14 protein-coding genes, 4 tRNA genes, 3 rRNA genes and 1 other RNA gene are annotated in these 20,320 nt (G+C 46.9%); 17 read left to right on the top strand and 5 right to left on the bottom strand.

What is annotated here, in order from left to right; translation table 11 throughout:
• From U0021_RS04020 to U0021_RS04010, 3 genes are all read left to right on the top strand, one after another.
• Nucleotides 1-1,491, top strand: coding sequence for a Ppx/GppA phosphatase family protein (locus U0021_RS04020; RefSeq protein ID WP_114801163.1), 1,491 nt, complete (start codon nt 1-3; stop codon nt 1,489-1,491).
• Between the two features lie 149 nt (nt 1,492-1,640).
• Nucleotides 1,641-1,716: transfer RNA gene (locus U0021_RS04015), tRNA-Gly, on the top strand.
• 725 nt (nt 1,717-2,441) lie between these two features.
• Complete coding sequence (locus U0021_RS04010; RefSeq protein ID WP_049235836.1) at nt 2,442-3,434, top strand: LLM class flavin-dependent oxidoreductase; 993 nt, start codon at nt 2,442-2,444, stop codon at nt 3,432-3,434.
• A 114-nt stretch (nt 3,435-3,548) separates the two neighbouring features.
• On the opposite strand, the gene upp is transcribed toward U0021_RS04010, so the two are convergent.
• Together upp and U0021_RS04000 are read right to left on the bottom strand one after the other, a co-directional pair.
• A complete protein-coding gene (gene upp, locus U0021_RS04005) occupies nt 3,549-4,196 on the bottom strand; it encodes a uracil phosphoribosyltransferase (protein WP_114801105.1) in 648 nt (215 codons plus the stop codon).
• Between the two features lie 179 nt (nt 4,197-4,375).
• A complete protein-coding gene (locus U0021_RS04000; RefSeq protein WP_114801106.1) occupies nt 4,376-5,398 on the bottom strand; it encodes a PTS transporter subunit IIC in 1,023 nt (340 codons plus the stop codon).
• 265 nt (nt 5,399-5,663) lie between these two features.
• Between U0021_RS04000 and ligA the strand changes: the two genes are divergently transcribed.
• Together ligA and U0021_RS03990 are read left to right on the top strand one after the other, a co-directional pair.
• Nucleotides 5,664-7,739 carry an NAD-dependent DNA ligase LigA gene (ligA, locus tag U0021_RS03995; RefSeq protein ID WP_114801107.1) on the top strand — a complete coding sequence of 692 codons (2,076 nt, stop codon included), beginning with the start codon at nt 5,664-5,666 and terminating at the stop codon, nt 7,737-7,739.
• A 5-nt stretch (nt 7,740-7,744) separates the two neighbouring features.
• Complete coding sequence (locus U0021_RS03990; protein WP_114801108.1) at nt 7,745-8,635, top strand: DMT family transporter; 891 nt, start codon at nt 7,745-7,747, stop codon at nt 8,633-8,635.
• Between the two features lie 35 nt (nt 8,636-8,670).
• Here the strand turns inward: U0021_RS03990 and U0021_RS03985 are convergent, their stop codons facing one another.
• On the bottom strand, nt 8,671-9,273 hold the full coding sequence (locus U0021_RS03985; RefSeq protein ID WP_227538746.1) for a hypothetical protein: 603 nt from the start codon (nt 9,271-9,273) through the stop codon (nt 8,671-8,673).
• 1 nt (nt 9,274) lies between these two features.
• Nucleotides 9,275-9,742, bottom strand: coding sequence for an Lrp/AsnC family transcriptional regulator (locus U0021_RS03980; protein ID WP_227538747.1), 468 nt, complete (start codon nt 9,740-9,742; stop codon nt 9,275-9,277).
• A 208-nt stretch (nt 9,743-9,950) separates the two neighbouring features.
• Here U0021_RS03980 and rarD point away from each other — a divergent pair, with 208 nt between their 5' ends.
• Complete coding sequence (gene rarD / locus U0021_RS03975; RefSeq protein ID WP_114801110.1) at nt 9,951-10,859, top strand: EamA family transporter RarD; 909 nt, start codon at nt 9,951-9,953, stop codon at nt 10,857-10,859.
• Between the two features lie 54 nt (nt 10,860-10,913).
• On the opposite strand, the gene smpB is transcribed toward rarD, so the two are convergent.
• On the bottom strand, nt 10,914-11,378 hold the full coding sequence (smpB, locus tag U0021_RS03970) for an SsrA-binding protein SmpB (protein ID WP_049235842.1): 465 nt from the start codon (nt 11,376-11,378) through the stop codon (nt 10,914-10,916).
• A 211-nt stretch (nt 11,379-11,589) separates the two neighbouring features.
• Between smpB and nfsA the strand changes: the two genes are divergently transcribed.
• The 11 genes from nfsA (at nt 11,590) to U0021_RS03915 (ending at nt 20,320) form a co-directional block, all read left to right on the top strand.
• On the top strand, nt 11,590-12,372 hold the full coding sequence (nfsA, locus tag U0021_RS03965; RefSeq protein ID WP_114801111.1) for an oxygen-insensitive NADPH nitroreductase: 783 nt from the start codon (nt 11,590-11,592) through the stop codon (nt 12,370-12,372).
• Nucleotides 12,373-12,519: 147 nt separating this feature from the next.
• Nucleotides 12,520-13,014, top strand: a complete 495-nt coding sequence (gene coaD / locus U0021_RS03960) for a pantetheine-phosphate adenylyltransferase (protein ID WP_064611642.1) — start codon at nt 12,520-12,522, stop codon at nt 13,012-13,014.
• 8 nt (nt 13,015-13,022) lie between these two features.
• The gene (locus U0021_RS03955) at nt 13,023-13,271 is read left to right on the top strand and encodes a YfhL family 4Fe-4S dicluster ferredoxin (RefSeq protein ID WP_078256089.1); all 249 of its coding nucleotides are present in this window, start codon (nt 13,023-13,025) and stop codon (nt 13,269-13,271) included.
• 22 nt (nt 13,272-13,293) lie between these two features.
• Nucleotides 13,294-13,632: RNase P RNA component class A (gene rnpB / locus U0021_RS03950), an RNA gene on the top strand.
• A gap of 131 nt (nt 13,633-13,763) precedes the next feature.
• Nucleotides 13,764-13,840, top strand: a tRNA-Met gene (locus U0021_RS03945).
• A gap of 430 nt (nt 13,841-14,270) precedes the next feature.
• A 16S ribosomal RNA gene (locus tag U0021_RS03940) occupies nt 14,271-15,799 on the top strand.
• A 61-nt stretch (nt 15,800-15,860) separates the two neighbouring features.
• Nucleotides 15,861-15,937: transfer RNA gene (locus U0021_RS03935), tRNA-Ile, on the top strand.
• 4 nt (nt 15,938-15,941) lie between these two features.
• Nucleotides 15,942-16,017, top strand: a tRNA-Ala gene (locus U0021_RS03930).
• 245 nt (nt 16,018-16,262) lie between these two features.
• Nucleotides 16,263-19,116 (top strand): 23S ribosomal RNA (locus U0021_RS03925).
• Between the two features lie 145 nt (nt 19,117-19,261).
• Nucleotides 19,262-19,375, top strand: a 5S ribosomal RNA gene (gene rrf / locus U0021_RS03920).
• Together the 16S, 23S and 5S rRNA genes with 3 tRNA genes alongside form the textbook arrangement of a ribosomal RNA operon.
• A 132-nt stretch (nt 19,376-19,507) precedes the next feature.
• A complete protein-coding gene (locus U0021_RS03915; protein ID WP_114800427.1) occupies nt 19,508-20,320 on the top strand; it encodes an ABC transporter permease in 813 nt (270 codons plus the stop codon).

The raw sequence follows: 20,320 nt of genomic DNA, 5'->3' as shown, positions 1-20,320 counted from the left end.
ATGCCCCTATCAGATACCGAAAAATTAGCCGCTATCGATATCGGCTCAAACAGTATCCACCTAGCCATCGCTGAGCGCCATGGCGATCAGCTTAGACGCATCGCTTCGATGAGCGAAAAAGTACAGTTGGCAATGGGGCTTGATGAGCACAATCACTTATCATCAGCTGTGATCGATCGCGGCATTGAGTGCTTGGCGCGATTTGCAGGGCGTTTGGGTGATGTGAATAACTCTCGGCTGCGTATCGTGGCGACCAATACACTAAGGCGCGCTGCCAATAGCCAAGAGTTTATCGCGCGCGCTAATGATATTTTGCCTGTGCAGATTGAGATCATCTCAGGACGCGAAGAGGCGCGGCTGATCTATCTAGGCGTGTCGCACACCTGCCCAAGTCATAAGCAAAGATTTGTGGTTGATATTGGTGGTGGCTCAACAGAGCTGATTATCGGTAAAAATCTCACCTCCATACTCACCGAAAGTACGCAGGTGGGCGTGGCAGGGTTTACGCAGCAGTTTTTTGGAGATGGTAGCATCAGTGCGTTGTCATTTGAAAAGGCGATTTATGCCGCCCAAAAAGAAATCATCAAGCATGGCAACCGCTATAAAAAAACTGGCTTTGATGAGGCAGTGGGATCATCAGGCACCATTAAGACCATCCAACAAGCGATCGCAGGGTTTGGGCTGGGTAATGAGATCACTTTGGCAGGCGTCGAGCAATTAAAATCGTCTTTGATTTCTTGTGGTCATATCGATGCCATCGATATGGTGGGTGTCAAGTCGCACCGAAAAGCCATTTTCCCTGCAGGCGTGGCGATCTTGCTTGCGATCATGCGTGTGTTTGGGATTCGTCTGCTTAGGTACTGTGATGGCGCGCTCAGAGAAGGCGTGATGTATGACATGTTATCACGCATGGATTTTCATGATGTGCGTGATGATTCGGTGGCGATGCTGATTGATCGATTTGGTGTCGATAAAAAACAAGCCAAACGCGTCGCCAAGACCGCAGGCGCGCTTTTTAATCAGGTGCATGAGCCTTTGGCTTTGGCGCTAGAAGGTGAGCAGATGCTCAGGCGTGCAGCTTTGTTGCACGAAGTGGGGCTTGCCATCGGGCATAGCAGCTATCATAAACACTCAAGCTATCTGCTCAGACATGCAGATATGGCAGGGTTTTCGCGTACCGATCAAGAAAAGCTGTCTTGGCTGGTTCGTTATCATCGCCGCGCCATCAATGGGGATGACTGCGAGCGCATCATCAAAAATGGCGGCGTGGGCTTGGCTTATTTGGCGCTTTTATTGCGCTTGTCGGTTGTCGCCAATCATGGGCGCTTTGAGATGTCTAAGCATCAGCTAAAACTTGCCATTGACGATAATCACTGGCATGTGACCGTAAAAATCGATCGCCCCGAACATCAGGCGTGTGTCATTGATATTCAAGATGAAGCACATTGGTTCGCCAAATGGGGCGTGCGTTTGACTGTGTCAAGCAACTGATAGATAAGTTTGGTGAAATTGTAATGTAAATCAGTGAGTTGCCATCAGATTTCATCATTTTGCCAAATTATTGCAAAAATTTTGTAAAAATGGCTTGACGGCATATATTTTTGGTGTATAATACGCAGCCATACAGCAAATGCTGATCAGCGGGAATAGCTCAGTTGGTAGAGCACAACCTTGCCAAGGTTGGGGTCGCGAGTTCGAATCTCGTTTCCCGCTCCAAATTTTAAAAAGCCCAAATCGAAAGATTTGGGCTTTTTTGTTGTTCAAAATCAAGGGGTTGGCAGCTATTATATCTTGTAGATTGGTTCGGGGATTATTAGCCTGCCATGCTAGCCGTTTGTTTTATTAGTGGAAATAAAAACCACCTTATGCCAAAGCAAATACCTATTGAATACGGCTGATTTGGATTGCGCTCAGCCACTTTTTGAGTCTTGATTTGTGATTTGTGCCGTGAGATCATTGCTAGACTAAAGTATGATAATCTGCGATAGGCTATCCGATCATTCTGCCACTACACACCTGATAAATATAGGTTTTTATGACGACAGTGATTCTGAAACCTTAACCACAATGATCTTTCTATTTCGATCAAGTGTGCTAATGATGGATTTGTATTCAGGTGCGAAGACCTATTTAAAGACATCATTGATCAACTTATTCAGGAAAATATCTTGACCAAAGACAACAAACTTATGATCACTCAAGATGATCAGGGTATAGACTTAGAAGATAGAATCGTAAAATTAAAAACAACGTTAGAGTATCTGATTGATCACTATTAATTAAAATTAGTCAAATCAAGTGAGGGCTGTTAGATAAATTGATATGTTGTATCAATGAAATATCAAACTGGTAAATGCATCATTTGCCCCCATATATTGATCAGATGCCCAAAACTGTCAAACAAGATTTTGGCTGAACGATCATAAAAAGAAGGTAAAATGATGACTGATTTATCCATTTTAGATTTATCCCCATTTCGTCAGGGCGAAAGCTTCGTTCAGGCGGTGGATAATACCGTAGCACTGGCTCAGCATGCCGAAAAATTAGGACTGAGCCGTTTTTGGATCGCTGAGCACCATAATACGCCGTATTTGGCGAGCTCTGCGACCAGTTTGCTCATTCAGCGTGTGCTAGATAGGACGGCGCATATTCGCGTCGGCTCAGGCGGCGTCATGCTGCCCAATCACTCGCCCTTTGTGGTGGCAGAGTATTATGGGACATTGGCGAGCTTATATCCTGATCGGGTGGATTTGGGGCTTGGGCGCGCGCCGGGTACAGATCCTGCGACTGCGCGCGCCATCCGCCGTAATCATGATGATTTTGCGATGAGTTTTCCAAATGATATCAAGGAGCTGCAATTTTATTTTGGTGACGAGACGGATAATGACAAAGTGCGCGCCTATCCTGCCAAAGGCCTAAAAGTACCGCTTTATATCTTGGGCTCGAGTACCGAAAGCGCGTATTTGGCGGCTCAAATGGGCTTGCCATATGCCTTTGCGTCGCACTTTGCACCACGCTTTTTGGCGCAGGCGGTGCAGATTTATCGTGAGTATTTTCAGCCATCGGCGGTACTTGATGCGCCTAAGGTGATCGTGGGGGTGAATGCGTTTGTTGCAGATACTGATGCCGAAGCGAAGTTGTTAGCCAGTACTAGTTTACAGTTTTTCTTAAATGTGGTGACAGGTCAGCGCAGTGGCATGAAGCCGCCCGTGACAGACATCGACGCGCACATTCCGCCGCACATTGTACAGATGGCTGATAGCATGATGTCATGCCGCTTGCTTGGTTCGCCTAAGACGGTGGCAGATCAGCTTGAGCAATTACAAAGCCAAGTTCAAGCCGATGAGCTGATGGCAGTCAGCTATATTTATGATGTCCAAAAACAGCACGATTCTTATGAGATGTTGGCTGATGTGGTCAAAAATTTTAAGTAGTGATCTGAAATCATTTTATAATATCGTAAATTAAAAATATGAAACATCAGCAAAACAAGTAGCCAAAAAATCAGCGCCTTCATCTTAAATGAAAGCGCTGATTTTTATAATGACTTAGCCAGCCTGCTTGGTGCCAAAAATCTTATCGCCAGCATCGCCAAGACCTGGGATGATGTAGCCGTCTTCGTTGAGATGGCTGTCTAAGGCGGCGGTATAGATTTTGACATCGGGGTGTGCTTCATTGACCAAGCGCACGCCTTCAGGTGCTGCGACCAGCACCAATGCTTTGATGTTGGTGCAGCCATGTTTTTTGAGCATATCAATGGTGGCGACCATGCTACCACCTGTTGCTAGCATTGGATCTAAGATCAAGGCAGGGCGACGGTCAATGTCATTGACAAATTTTTCAAAAAACGGCACAGGCTCTAGCGTCGTCTCATCGCGCTGAAGTCCGACCATGGAGATTTTGGCGGTAGGTAATAGATCAAGGACACCATCAAGCATCCCCAAGCCTGCGCGTAAGATGGGTACCACAGTGACTGTTTTACCTTTGATTTGCTCGCCAGTGATTTCACCGCACCAGCCTTGCATGCTAAAACTTTCGATCTCAAAATCTCGACTGGCTTCGTACGCCATCAGTCGCCCAAGCTCATTGGTCAGCGTGCGAAACTTATAAGTGCTGGTTTCTTTTTCGCGCATGAGTGACAGCTTGTGGCGGACAAGGGGATGGTCAATGACATGGACATTTAAAGGAGCGGTCATAATAGTGCCTTAATTAAGAAGATTTGCCACGATCTCATGATTTGAATGTGTGGCGATGCTGATAATGATACCAATTTTTTGGCAGAATTGCACTGGCTTTTGACTTGCCAATTTGAGTAAAGGCTACCCACAAAACCCTTAATCCACTTGCCGAAATCTTTGGCGATAGCGCGCTTTGGCTATTTATTAAGTCGCAGATCGCCTGTTTTAATCCAGCCTTTTTTGTAGCATAGCTTGGCAAATATCCAAGTCAAAATCGCAGGCAAAATGACATGAAAGCTGATGATAAGCATCCAAGTCATGGGACTGATACCCATGGCATCAAGCGTGCCAATCTGACCGACAAAGCCTGAGGTGCCCATGCCTGCCCCTGAAGGGATATTGGTCATGCCAAACACCGCCGTCGCAAAGGGGGCAAGCACGGCGCCTGATAGGGTGGGCGGTAGCCAGATTTTGGGATTTTTTAGGATGTTAGGGACCTGAATCATACTGGTGCCAAGCCCACATGCCAGCGCGCCACCGATGCCATTATCACGATAGCTCATCACCGCAAAGCCGATCATCTGCGCTGCGCAGCCGACCGTTGCAGCCCCTGCTGCCAAACCGCCAAGCCCAAGGCTGATGGCGATCGCCGCACTTGAGATGGGTAAAGTCAAAATCAGACCCATCGCAACCGCCACCACAATGCTCATCACAATCGGTGATAACTCTACCGCCCACATGATAAATTGCCCAAGGCTCACCATCAGCCGATCGATGGCAGGGCTGATAAATCCTGCCACTGCCATGCCGACGATGAGCGTCGTGGCAGGCGTGACGATGATATCCAAAGGCGTCATGCGATGGACAAATTTTCCAAACTCTGCCCCAATCAGCGCTGCCACGAATGCCCCAACAGGACCACCCATCGCCGCACCTGCAAAGCCTGTGGTGATCGAGGTGAACAGCACCAGCGGCGGCGCCTTGAGCGCATAAGCCACACCAGCGCCAATGGCTGCGCCCATTAGGCTTTGTGCTTGCGTGCCGATCTCGACCAGCCAAGGCAATCCAAGCCAAGTGCCCAAATTTTTGATAATCAATCCCAAAATCAGCGACGAAAACAAACCAAGCGCCATAAAGTTCAGGGCGTCGATGCTATAGCGCTGCCAAGAGATGGTAATATTTTGGCGCTCAAGATGTGCTTTGAAAGAAAAGTCGGTCATAAGATGATCTTAAGTTGATAAAAATTGACGCCCAAAGATTACTTTGTGGCGCTGAAATGATGAGCCAATCAAAGCCATTATTATAATTCAAAATTTATTCAAAAGTGATTAATTTTGACTGAAAACGGCGTAGCGATTCATTGATCTTGGATTGAATTTTCAAAAATCTATAACCGCTGATCACCACCGAAATACTCAAAAACATATAAAAATTTCTGCTAAAATAGGGCACTTAAGCCCAATGCATACCAACCAAAGTAGAATTATGAATACCCAAACTTCTTTTTTTGATGACGCATCCAAAGGCAGTTCTGCCAAAGCTGATGATAAGATCATCGCTCAGATGCGCGCCTTGATCGAGGTGCTAAAGCGCCATAATCATGCGTATTATGTGATGGATGCGCCGACGATTTCTGATGGCGAATATGATGGTCTGCGCCGCGAGCTGATGACACTTGAGGAGCAGTATCCCGATCTGATACAGCCTGACAGCCCGATCAATACAGTTGGTGGTGAGCCGCTACCATTTTTTACCCAAGTGGCGCATGAGGTGCCGATGCTATCACTGGGCAATGTGTTCAATGCTGATGATATGTCAGGATTTTTGCGCCGTGCCAATGAGCGATTGGGCGTGGTCATTGATGAGTATGAAATGGAGCTAAAGCTTGATGGATTGGCGGTATCGCTAAAGTATCAATGCGGTCAATTCATCCAAGCGGTCACGCGCGGCGACGGGCAGGTGGGCGAGGACATCACGCATAATGTCAGAACAATCCGTAATTTGCCATTGACTTTGGCAGGATGTGAGCAAATCAAGCGGCTTGAGATCCGCGGTGAGGTGCTGATGCCAAAAGCAGGTTTTGAAAAATTAAATCGGGAAAGCACCGCACGCGGCGAAAAAACCTTTGCCAATCCGCGCAATGCCGCCGCAGGCTCGCTCAGGCAGTTAAACGCTGCCATCGCCGCCGCGCGTCCGTTAGCGTTTTTTGGGTATTCGGTGAATGATGGATTACCAGATGGCATCACCACGCAGTCAGGCGCGATGCAGTGGCTTGGTCAGCTTGGATTTGAGACCGCGCCTTTTGAGGTCGCCAAAAGTCTTGATGAGATTCAAGCATTTTATGCCCACATTATCAAAACGCGCAGCCAGTTACCTTTTGAAATTGATGGCTTGGTCATTAAGGTGAATGATTTGGGTTTGCAGGCGCGATTGGGATTTTTAAGCCGTGAACCGCGCTGGGCGACTGCGTATAAATTCCCTGCCGAAACTGTGCCTACCAGGCTGATGGGTGTTGAGTGGCAAGTGGGGCGGACAGGGACTTTGACACCTGTTGGTAAGCTTGAGCCGGTGAATGTGGGCGGCGTTACGGTCAGTAATGTCACGCTGCATAATTTTGGTGAGATTGAGCGTCTTGGGGTGATGATCGGCGATATGGTCAATGTCCACCGAGCAGGTGATGTCATACCCAAGGTCTCCGGGGTCATCACTGAGCTGCGTCCTAGCGATGCTGGTTTGATCACTTTGCCAAGCACTTGCCCGGTTTGTCAATCGCCTGTCGCCTTGCCAGACGGTGAGGCGCTGGCAAGATGTACTGGCGGACTGTACTGCGCCGCCCAGCAGCAAGAGGCGCTGATTCATTTTGTTGCTCGCCGTGCGATGGATATTGATGGCTTGGGCGGTCAGTGGCTGATTAAGTTTTTTGAAATGGGGCTGGTTCGGACGGTGGCGGATATTTATAAGCTCCATGAGCAGGCTGAGCATTTGATGACGCTAGAAGGCTTGGGTGATAAATCAGTCACCAAAATGCTGGCTGCTATCGAAACATCCAAACAAACGACCTTGCCACGTTTTATTTTTGCCTTGGGGATCCGCGGTGTTGGTGAAAGCACAGCGCTGTCATTGGCGCAGCAGTTTGGCGATTTGCAGCCAATCATTGATGCGGATTTAGAAGCGCTGCAAGCTGTCCCTGATATCGGTGAAGTAACCGCCCAATCAATTTACGATTTTTTTCGCGCGCCGCATAATATTGAAGTGGTGCAGGCGCTGATTGAGGCGGGTGTTCATTGGCAGGCGATGGATACGCCCGACGCATCGTCGCTGCCATTGGCTGGCGAGACTTGGGTGGTGACTGGTACTTTGGCAAGTATGGGGCGCGATGAAGCCAAAGATAAACTCATTGCTTTGGGTGCTAAAGTTGCCGGCAGCGTGTCGGCGAAGACCACACGGCTACTTGCTGGTGAAAAAGCCGGCAGCAAACTTGAAAAAGCTCAAAAGCTTGGTGTTGCAGTCGTTTTAGAAGATGAATTTTTAGCACTACTGACTTCATACGATCAGGCATAGCAGCGATGAGTCGGATAAATAATCCACAAACCCTGCCCATGCTTGGGCTATTGATCGGGTGTATCTTATTTGGCATGGGCAGCTTGATTGTGGTGCATGTCGATGTTGGCGCTTATGCCATGGCATTTTGGCGATTGGCGGTGTCGTCTATCGTATTTGTGCTGCTCGCGCTCTTGTTTCGCCAAAAGTTCCCCCGATCAAAACCTGCCTTGGTATATGCACTGCTTGCAGGCGCCGCGCTTGGTCTTGATTTGGCGCTATGGCATGAGAGCATCCATGCGGTAGGTCCTGGCATTTCTACCCTGTTAAATAGCTTGCAAATTTTCTTTTTGGCGTTTATTGGCTTTTGTTTTTTTGGCGAGCGTCAAAATCGGATGCAGCTTGTTAGTCTTATGCTTGCGGTGATGGGTGTAGCGCTGATTGCCAGTCCTGAGTTTAGGCATAATGGGCAGGCAGGCTTGGGCTTTGTGACAGGGATCGTCTCTGGTGCCTGCCTTGCGATTTCTTTGACTTGGGTTCGTCAAGTGCATTATCATGCGCCGACGCCACTGTTTAGCTTGATGGCTTTGGTGGGTGCAGGGGGTGCGATGGCGGTGCTGCCTTTGATGCTTTGGCTGGATCAAGGTCAGATCCTGCCCAAGACACCCCATGAGCTTGGCTGGATCTTGGTCTATGGCACAGTCATGCAGTGCTTGGCTTTTGGTGCGATTGCGTTTAGTATTCCGCGTCTGAGCTTGGCGGTGACGGGACTGTTATTATTATCTGAACCTGTAGCGGCACTGATGCTGGATTATTTTTGGTTAAATAAATCCATCACCGCCATACAGTGGCTAGGCGCGGCACTCACCATGGCTGCCATTTATTTAGGCTCGGTCAAAGCCAAAGCCAAGCACTGATTTGGTAAAACTCAAACCCTTTTTGATTCGCTGATTTATTGAGCGTTTTGAGTCGATACAATCTCAATGGGCAGCTCCAAGCCTTCAGCAAATTTATCAGAGATAATATAGCTATGCTGTTCATTGACGACATCAGGCGTCACTTGAATGATCAGCGCAGGATCGCTGCCATCACGAAAGCGATGAGCGATATACTGATTGCCAAGCTGATCGACGATTTTACCAAGCGCTTCTGGGCTTGCCATGGATAGCAGCATAGAATATTGCGCTTGTTCAGCACTGATATTGTAGACATTGGCATAATTAACGACAGGCTCACTGTCGATCAAAAATGGATAATCAAAGGCAGTTTTATCCACTTTGGCGGTCTTGGTATCAATGTGCGACCAGTCAATTTTTGTTTTGCCATCTTCGGTGATGATGGGCTGAATTGACGACGCCAAAGGCTCATGATCTGCCCCAAGCTCATCTAGTAGCGCTTGAAAATCATGGGGATTGTCTAAATTTTCATGATCATCGGTGGTTTTGGCAGCCTTAGCGTCATCATGGATGAGTTTTAAATTATCTTCAGTGCTGCGGTCATGGCAGCCGATGAGTGCAACCGCCAAAAGCGGTATGATAAACTTAAACACAGGCATATCAATCATCCAAATAAATTTTTGTACTAGATTTTACCGAATTCATCACAAATTGGCTATTAAAATTAGCGACATTATTATCACCAGACAGATTTTGGCGCGTAAAGCGATGATAATCTTGCATGTCTTTATTCACAACCGTCAGCACAAAGTCATAATCCCCTGAAATTTCATAGCAGCTGAGCACTTGCGGATGTGTTGCCATCAGTCTTTCAAATCGGTGCTGCATTGGCGTGTTTGAATGGGTCATTTTGATCAGTACAAGCACGATCAGCGGTCTGTGGACTTTGGCAGGATTGACGATGGCGACGGTGCGTTCGATCGCTTTGACATCGCTTAATTGACTGATGCGCCGCTGCGCTGTGGCGGTGGAGATTTGCAGTTTTTCAGCGATCGTTTTTAGGGGTAAGGTGGCATCGTCTTGCAGTATGTTTAAAATTTTTTTGTCAATATGATCAAGTTTATGCATTATTATAAATTCCAAAAATATGAGAAATTTTATCACAATCCATAGAATTTTGAAAAATATACTCATGATAGCAGCGATTATTTGAACATTGTATCATCCTTTTTTCTTACAATACGCCTATTATTTTAATCAATTTACCATCAATAATTAGGATGCGACGGTCTTTATGATGACAGCGGTCTTGAGATACACAGGCAGGATTTTTCAAATGAGCCATCTGTTGACTGGCAATCAGCTGATGATTGGGGTGATCCTTGCGGCATTGTCCAATGTGCTTTTTGGTGTGCTGTACGCCTATGGCAAATGGATGGCGCCTTTGACGGGGACGCAGGTATTTTTTTGGCGCATGGTGATGATGTGGCTGTGCATGGCGGCATTTTTGGTGATGACGGGCAAGATGGCTCAGGTTAAGGCTGATTTGCAGGCGATCCATAGCGCCAAATCTTGGGTGTATTTGCTGCTACCCACGCCCATCTTGGCAAGTCAGCTGTGGCTGTTTATGTGGGCGCCGGTGAATGGACAGAGTATTCAGGTGTCGATGGGGTATTTTTTATTTCCGCTGACGATGGTCGTGGCAGGGTTTTTGGTGTTTCGTGAAAGACTGACCAAGCTGCAGACACTTGCCGTGGCGCTGGCGGCGGCTGGTGTGAGCGTAGAGATTTGGCGCACCAGCGGCATCAGCTGGGCGACGCTTTGGGTGTGTGGCACGTATCCGATTTATTATGTGATGCGGCGATTGCTTGGGGTGCGTGCCTTGACAGGTTTGTTTGTTGATTTATCGATCATTGCGCCGATTTGCTTAGTGGGCATCTTGATGAGCGATGCGGCGATGGTCACAAGCAGCGGCACGCTGCTGATCAAGGCATTGGGGCTTGGGGCGATCAGCGTGCTTGCAATGGCGACTAATATCGAAGCCAGCCGCCTTTTGCCTGTCAGTTTATTTGGGATGCTAAGTTATCTTGAGCCGGTTTTATTATTCATACTGTCGATTACGATTTTGGGCGGCGTGTTTAGCTTGGGTATGTTGGCAAGTTATGGACTGATTTGGGCGGCGGTGGTGTGCTTGATTATCCAAGGGCTGTTTGCGAATCGCCAAAAAGATGAGCAGCGCAGTTAGTCTTGATGACGCAGCCACTAAAAACGATGCCAAATTAGCATCGTTTTTTGATTTTTACAGTTGATTTTTAAAGCCGCGCTGTTTATCACGCGCAAAATCACGCTCTTTGAGTGTTGCGCGCTTGTCGTGCAGCTTTTTGCCTTTGGCAAGGGCGATTTCGCATTTGACGCGCCCATTTTTCCAATAACAAGACAGCGCCACCACCGCATAGCCTTTTTGATTCACCATGCCATAGAGCTTGTCAATCTCGCGGCGATTTAGCAAAAGCTTACGTGTGCGAATGTTATCAGGATTGACGTGTGTTGAGCTGGTCAAAAGTGGCTGAATGTGCGCACCAAATAAAAACGCTTCACCATTTTTAAAGATCACATAGCTTTCGGTGATTGACATTTTGCCTGCGCGAATGGATTTGACTTCCCAGCCTTCAAGCACTAAGCCTGCTTCATAAGTTTCTTCAATAAAATATTCATGCCGCGCCTTTTTATTAGCGCAGATCTGATTGCTTGGTTTTTTTGCCATAATGTGTCCTTATTATTCTTAAAATTACTCAAAATAAGTCGTATTTGACCTTTATTATAGCAAAATTCGCCAAGTTATTCATATAAGTGTCATCTTGCTGGGCGAATTTAACATGGCGGAGCGCTTTGGTGGCGTAGCGGTTGCGTCATCCCCAAAAAATTTGTTAATATGAAGTAGGTATTCATACTTTAAGCTTTAAAAGGAAACAATGATGCTAAACAGTCAACCCACTTTAGAAACCTTAATGAACCACCGCTCGATTCGAAAGTACACAGGCGAGCCGATTTCTGAGGAAATGTTCACCGCGATACTTGAGGCAGGACGTGCGGTATCGACGTCAAGTTTTCTTCAGGCAGCAAGCATCATCCGCGTGGTGGATAAGTCTAAGCGCACTCAGCTAAGACAAATTTCTTGTAATATGAGCCAAGAAGAGTATGAGCAGGCACTTGCTGATGGTAAGCGTTTGGGTCATGCTTATGTAGAAGATTGTGCTGAGTATTTGGTGTTTTGTATGGACAGTCATCGCCATAATCAGCTTGCTGATGTGCAGACTGACTGGACAGAAGTGATGGTCATTGGGGCGATTGATGCCGCTTTGATGGCACAAAATGTGCTGGCGGCTGCAGAAAGCTTAGGGCTTGGCGGCGTCTATATCGGCAGCCTACGCAATGACATTCGCCGTGCAGGCGAGATTTTGGGCTTGCCAAAACATGTGGTGCCTTTGTTTGGGCTGTGCTTGGGTCACCCAGATATGTCTTCTAAGATCAATCAATCGCAGCGCCCGCGCTTGCCACTGGATGTACTGGTGTCTACAGATACTTACCAAGTGCCAGATGAGCGCGCGCTGGCAGAGTATAATGATGTGGTGCGTGAATATTATCAAGGACGCGGATTGGATTTGGACTGGAGCGCCCAAATTGCCTCGACTTTTGGCAGCGAAGTGCGCCCATTCATGCTTGAATACCTACAAGACCAAGGCTTTGCGAAGCGTTAATTGATCAAATTGAGCATTTAAACTCATAATTCATTGATGATTAGTCAATAAAGGCAGGCAAGTCCTGCCTTTATATTTTCATATTTAAAAGTCAATAAAAATTTGCTACCATAGGCAGTTTGTTTTGTAATCAAAAGGCGTATCGCCATGACAGCTACCCCTAGAAAAGTTCTTTATCCTGGCACATTTGATCCGATGACCAACGGTCACATTGATTTGGTGAATCGTGCGCTCAAGTTATTTGACGAAGTGATCATTGCTGTGGCATTTGCGCATCACAAAAAGCCGCTCTTTGATTTTGATGAGCGTGTGGCATTGGTAAAACAGTATTTTGCGGATAATCCTAAAGTGTCAGTGGTGGGTTTTGAGGGATTATTGGTTGAATTCGCCAAAGAGCAGGGGGCAAGTGCGGTACTGCGTGGGCTGCGCGCGGTGAGTGATTTTGAATATGAATTTGGACTTGCTAATATGAATCGCAGTTTGGATGATAATTTTGAAGCAGTGTTTTTGACCCCGTCTCAAGAGTATTCATTCGTATCATCAACCTTGGTGCGCGAAGTCGCTAAGCTTGGTGGCGATGTCAGTAAATTTGTCCCTGAATCGGTGTTGGCGGCATTTGACAAAAAGTTTCATCAATCATAGGCGCTGTTATGGCATTAAAAATTACCGAAGAGTGCATTAACTGCGATGTCTGCGAGCCAGTTTGCCCTAATGAAGCCATCTATGCAGGCGAGGATATTTATGTGATCAATCCAGCCTTATGCACTGAATGTGTCGGGCATTATGATACACCTCAGTGCGTGGATATTTGTCCTGTGGACTGCATTCCCAAAGATCCAAAATTTCCAGAGACCGAAGACGAGCTGATGGCAAAATATCAAAAACTTACCGCTGGTTGATAAACTATGTTATAATTATAAGTTGGCAGACTAGGCAATCGCCGGCACGACAGTGCGGGAGGAAAGTCCGGGCTACATAGGGCGATGTGCTAGCTAACGGCTAGGAGGCGAAAGCCTACGACCAGTGCAACAGAGAATAGACCGCCTATGATATAGGTAAGGGTGAAACGGTGGGGTAAGAGCCCACCGCATGACTGGCAACAGTTCATGGCAAGGTAAACTCCACATGTAGCAAGACCAAATAGGAACTCAATGGGTTGCCCACTCAGAGTTCGGGTAGGTTGCTTGAGCGTATTGGCGACGATACGCCTAGATGAATGATTGTCCACGACAGAACCCGGCTTATCGGTCTGCCTTCTGATGTTTATGGCTTTATTTATATCGTCCAAAGGAACTGCTCTACTGCTGCTCATCAATATTAAAATTTTTGAAAATTTTTTAATTTTACCGTTGACAAGCCAAAACTTTATGCTATAATTTGCGTCCTGTAACGGCGATGTAGCTCAGCTGGTTAGAGCGCACGACTCATAATCGTGAGGTCAAGAGTTCAAGTCTCTTCATCGCCACCACATATTATAAAAATTTAAAATAAATGCTTGACAGAAGATTTTAATTCATTATAATATGACTTCTACTCTGATGAATGAGTAGCAAAATTTACGAACTCTAACTAATTCGTAAAAAACCAAACAAAAAGCTTGACTTCAAAACATCCCATGTTATAATGGTCAGCTCAGGTTAATCAGACGATGATTAACACACTATTTAAAATCCAAACTAAAGAACAACTTGTGTGGATTTTTGTCAATACAAGATACTTAAAAAGATAATCATTTATTGATACTGTTTACTTATCTTAAGTCAGGCAAAAATACTCAAAGTTAATTCATTAACACGATGAGCAGATATTGAAATATATATCATTTGCTAGTAAGTACGATAAATGAGCCAACATTAAAGTCCAATCAAACAGCTTTGTTTGACTGGCAAATCAAGATTAAACTGAAGAGTTTGATCATGGCTCAGATTGAACGCTGGCGGCAGGCTTAACACATGCAAGTCGAACGAGGTTAGAAAGCTTGCTTTTGATACCTAGTGGCGGACGGGTGAGTAATGCTTAGGAATCTGCCTAGTAGTGGGGGATAACTTGGGGAAACTCAAGCTAATACCGCATACGACCTACGGGTGAAAGGGGGCGCAAGCTCTCGCTATTAGATGAGCCTAAGTCGGATTAGCTAGTTGGTGGGGTAAAGGCCTACCAAGGCGACGATCTGTAGCTGGTCTGAGAGGATGATCAGCCACACTGGGACTGAGACACGGCCCAGACTCCTACGGGAGGCAGCAGTGGGGAATATTGGACAATGGGCGAAAGCCTGATCCAGCCATGCCGCGTGTGTGAAGAAGGCCTTTTGGTTGTAAAGCACTTTAAGTGGGGAGGAAAAGTTAATGGTTAATACCCATTAGCCCTGACGTTACCCACAGAATAAGCACCGGCTAACTCTGTGCCAGCAGCCGCGGTAATACAGAGGGTGCAAGCGTTAATCGGAATTACTGGGCGTAAAGCGCGCGTAGGTGGTTACTTAAGTCAGATGTGAAAGCCCCGGGCTTAACCTGGGAACTGCATCTGATACTGGGTAACTAGAGTAGGTGAGAGGGGAGTAGAATTCCAGGTGTAGCGGTGAAATGCGTAGAGATCTGGAGGAATACCGATGGCGAAGGCAGCTCCCTGGCATCATACTGACACTGAGGTGCGAAAGCGTGGGTAGCAAACAGGATTAGATACCCTGGTAGTCCACGCCGTAAACGATGTCTACCAGTCGTTGGGTCTTTTAAAGACTTAGTGACGCAGTTAACGCAATAAGTAGACCGCCTGGGGAGTACGGCCGCAAGGTTAAAACTCAAATGAATTGACGGGGGCCCGCACAAGCGGTGGAGCATGTGGTTTAATTCGATGCAACGCGAAGAACCTTACCTGGTCTTGACATAGTAGGAATCCTGCAGAGATGCGGGAGTGCCTTCGGGAATCTACATACAGGTGCTGCATGGCTGTCGTCAGCTCGTGTCGTGAGATGTTGGGTTAAGTCCCGCAACGAGCGCAACCCTTTTCCTTAGTTACCAGCACCTCGGGTGGGAACTCTAAGGATACTGCCAGTGACAAACTGGAGGAAGGCGGGGACGACGTCAAGTCATCATGGCCCTTACGACCAGGGCTACACACGTGCTACAATGGTAGGTACAAAGGGTTGCTACACAGCGATGTGATGCCAATCTCAAAAAGCCTATCGTAGTCCGGATTGGAGTCTGCAACTCGACTCCATGAAGTCGGAATCGCTAGTAATCGCAGATCAGAATGCTGCGGTGAATACGTTCCCGGGCCTTGTACACACCGCCCGTCACACCATGGGAGTTGATCTCACCAGAAGTGGGTAGCCTAACGCAAGAGGGCGCTCACCACGGTGGGGTCGATGACTGGGGTGAAGTCGTAACAAGGTAGCCGTAGGGGAACCTGCGGCTGGATCACCTCCTTAACGAAGTTATCTGATTGGCAAGAATTCACAACAAGTTGTTCTTTGGTAAGATGTTTAAAACGGGTCTATAGCTCAGTTGGTTAGAGCACCGTGTTGATAACGCGGGGGTCATAAGTTCAAGTCTTATTAGACCCACCATTTTGGGGCCATAGCTCAGTTGGTAGAGCGCCTGCCTTGCACGCAGGAGGTCAGGAGTTCGACTCTCCTTGGCTCCACCACTAAACATCAAAGCATACATAAGCAATTTAAATAAGATTTCTTATTTATGCTTTTATTTTATAAACTGACGAAGTTTATAACATTATTTAACAACATAGTATGAGTCTGGGTTAATTATTATCCAACGTAATAATTAACCAGGGTGATTGTACCCAATACAATCACCCAAAGTAAAGAGAACTGAATCAAGCGTAAACATAGGTAAATCGTTACACATTACCCATAAGACCCCTTGGGGTTGTATGGTCAAGTAATGAAGTGCACATGGTGGATGCCTTGGCAGTCAGAGGCGATGAAAGACGTGATAGCCTGCGATAAGCGTCGGTGAGGTGGCAATATCCTGTGACCCGGCGATTTCTGAATGGGGAAACCCACCTAAGATAACTTAGGTATCATAATTTATTTTATGAGGCGAACCGGGAGAAGTGAAACATCTCAGTACCCCGAGGAAAAGACATCAATAGAGATTCCCCAAGTAGCGGCGAGCGAACGGGGAGGAGCCGATCAATTTTACAGTAGCAAAATGGCGTGGGAAAGCCAACCGTAGTAGGTGATAGTCCTGTATGCGAAACTGTTTAAGCGACATATTAAGTAGGGCGGAACACGAGAAATTCTGTCTGAAGATGGGGGGACCATCCTCCAAGGCTAAATACTCCTGACTGACCGATAGTGAACCAGTACCGTGAGGGAAAGGCGAAAAGAACCCCTGTTAGGGGAGTGAAATAGAACCTGAAACCGTGTGCATACAAGCAGTCGGAGCGGATTTATTCCGTGACGGCGTACCTTTTGTATAATGGGTCAGCGACTTATATTCTGTAGCAAGGTTAACCATCTAGGGGAGCCGTAGGGAAACCGAGTCTTAATAGGGCGCATAGTTGCAGGGTATAGACCCGAAACCGAGTGATCTATCCATGAGCAGGTTGAAAGTGCCGTAACAGGCACCGGAGGACCGAACCCACTGTCGTTGAAAAGCCAGGGGATGACTTGTGGATAGGGGTGAAAGGCTAATCAAACTCGGTGATAGCTGGTTCTCCCCGAAAGCTATTTAGGTAGCGCCTCGGACGAACACCATTGGGGGTAGAGCACTGTTTCGGCTAGGGGGTCATCCCGACTTACCAAACCGATGCAAACTCCGAATACCGATGAGTGATATCCGGGAGACAGACGGCGGGTGCTAACGTCCGTCGTCAAGAGGGAAACAACCCAGACCGCCAGCTAAGGCCCCAAATTCCTAGTTAAGTGGGAAACGATGTGGGAAGGCACAGACAGCTAGGATGTTGGCTTAGAAGCAGCCATCATTTAAAGAAAGCGTAATAGCTCACTAGTCGAGTCGGCCTGCGCGGAAGATGTAACGGGGCTCAAACTAGGAGCCGAAGCTGCGGATTTAATTGTTTCAATTAAGTGGTAGGGGAGCGTTGTGTAAGCCTGTGAAGGTGCACTGTAAGGTGTGCTGGAGGTATCACAAGAGCGAATGCTGACGTGAGTAACGACAAAACGGGTGAAAAGCCCGTTCGCCGGAAGACCAAGGGTTCCAGTCCAACGTTAATCGGGGCTGGGTGAGTCGACCCCTAAGGCGAGGCCGAAAGGCGTAGTCGATGGGAAATCGGTTAATATTCCGATACTTGTTTATGATGCGATGGAGGGACGGAGAAGGTTATGCCAGCCTGGCGATGGTTGTCCAGGTGGAAGGATGTAGTTAGACTGAGTAGGCAAATCCGCTCGGTTATTAATGAGATCTGATAGCAAGCTGATTGATCAGCGAAGTGGCAAATACCATGCTTCCAGGAAAAGCTTCTAAGCATAGTCATAAATGAATCGTACCCGAAACCGACACAGGTGGTCAGGTAGAGAATACCAAGGCGCTTGAGAGAACTCTGCTGAAGGAACTAGGCAAAATGGTACCGTAACTTCGGGAGAAGGTACGCTCCTGTTTGTGAAATCCTCGCGATGTAAGCGAATGGGAGTCGCAGATACCAGGCTGCTGCAACTGTTTATTAAAAACACAGCACTCTGCAAACACGAAAGTGGACGTATAGGGTGTGATGCCTGCCCGGTGCTGGAAGGTTAATTGATGGGGTTAGCGTATGCGAAGCTCTTGATCGAAGCCCCAGTAAACGGCGGCCGTAACTATAACGGTCCTAAGGTAGCGAAATTCCTTGTCGGGTAAGTTCCGACCTGCACGAATGGCATAATGATGGCAGCGCTGTCTCCAGCAGAGACTCAGTGAAATCGAAATCGCAGTGAAGATGCTGTGTACCCGCGGCTAGACGGAAAGACCCCGTGAACCTTTACTACAGCTTTACATTGAACTTTGACCTAACTTGTGTAGGATAGGTGGGAGGCTTTGAAGTGGCGACGCCAGTTGCCATGGAGCCATCCTTGAAATACCACCCTGGTTATGTTGGGGTTCTAACTTGAGATTAACAGATCTAAGGACAATGTATGGTGGGTAGTTTGACTGGGGCGGTCTCCTCCTAAAGAGTAACGGAGGAGTACGAAGGTGCGCTCAGAACGGTCGGAAATCGTTCAAAGAGTATAAAGGCAAAAGCGCGCTTAACTGCGAGACCCACAAGTCGAGCAGGTACGAAAGTAGGTCTTAGTGATCCGGTGGTTCTGTATGGAAGGGCCATCGCTCAACGGATAAAAGGTACTCTGGGGATAACAGGCTGATACCGCCCAAGAGTTCATATCGACGGCGGTGTTTGGCACCTCGATGTCGGCTCATCTCATCCTGGGGCTGAAGCAGGTCCCAAGGGTATGGCTGTTCGCCATTTAAAGAGGTACGCGAGCTGGGTTTAGAACGTCGTGAGACAGTTCGGTCCCTATCTACCGTGGGCGTTGGAAATTTGAGAGGATCTGCTCCTAGTACGAGAGGACCAGAGTGGACGAACCTCTGGTGTTCCGGTTGTTTCGCCAGAAGCATTGCCGGGTAGCTACGTTCGGATGGGATAACCGCTGAAAGCATCTAAGCGGGAAGCCCACCTCAAGATGAGATTTCCCTAAAGAGCCGTTGTAGACGACGACGTTGATAGGTTGGGTGTGGAAGCACAGCGATGTGTGTAGCTAACCAATACTAATTGCTCGTTTGGCTTGACCATACAACACCCAAGTGGTTTTACCCACTGACAGTGTTGTGTGTAAAGTGTAAGATTTTACCTTAGCTTGATTTAAGTCAAACCATCACAAATGATGATCTTGAAACCAAACTATAACAGACTCATACCGCGTTGTTAATCCTTTTACGCTGACGACAATAGCAAGATGGAACCACCTGATCCCTTCCCGAACTCAGAAGTGAAACGTCTTAGCGCCGATGGTAGTGTGGTTCGCCCATGTGAGAGTAGGTCATCGTCAGCACCCTTATTCAATCCCCCTTGCATTGGAAGATGTGAGGGGGTTTTGTTTGGGGGGGATTTAAAGTTGTTTTTACCTTGAATCGAAGTGTGGTACAATAGTTCAATTTTCAAATTGTTATAAAATCGATCATTCATGTCAGTACAGTTACCGCCTTATCGACCTATTAAAAAACGTAGCGGCATCGCAGTGATGACTGCTGCTATACATGCGTTATTAATGCGTGAGCTGCAAACACGTTTTGGGGGCTATCGTTTGGGGTATCTGTGGGCGCCATTGGAGGTTTTGGCGCAAGTAATGATATTCCTGATTATTTTTGGCGCAATTATGGAGCGGGTACTCCCAGGAATAGACTATAAGCTTTTTTTAGTTGCTGGCATTATTCCTTTTTTTATGATGCAGCGTATTGCACTAAGATCTCTTGGGGCAGTTGAAGCTAATCAAGGCCTGTTAATGTATCGCGCTGTACGTCACATAGATATTATTCTTGCCCGCTCATTTTTAGAACTTGTCATCTACTTTTTTACTTTTATTATTCTTCTGCTAGGTCTAACTTTTTTTGGAGTGACTTTTAGTCTTGCTCATCTGCACATAGTGTTGATTGGTTGGGTTGGCATGTTCTTTTTTAGCTTGGGGCTGGCGCTGATTTTAATGATCATTGGGCATTATGGTGGTGAAATTAGTAAGATTATCAGTATTTTATTTACCATGCTTTATTTTGCATCAGGCGTTATCTATTCGGTGCACATGATTCCAGAGCCCTACATGAGTTATTTGATGTATAATCCTTTTATACATAATTTGGAAATGATGCGCCATGCGTTGTCGCCTACATACCCGATATATCATGTTAGCTTTGGATATTTTGCTGCATGGACGATCTGTGTGATGTTTTTGGGGTTGCTGCTATATAAAGCCTTTGAGCGTGATTTGATTCGCACTAAATAA

Source organism: Moraxella canis, from assembly GCF_034424565.1.
Classification (GTDB): Bacteria; Pseudomonadota; Gammaproteobacteria; order Pseudomonadales; family Moraxellaceae; genus Moraxella; species Moraxella canis.
This window is presented reverse-complemented; position numbering and strand designations above follow the sequence as displayed.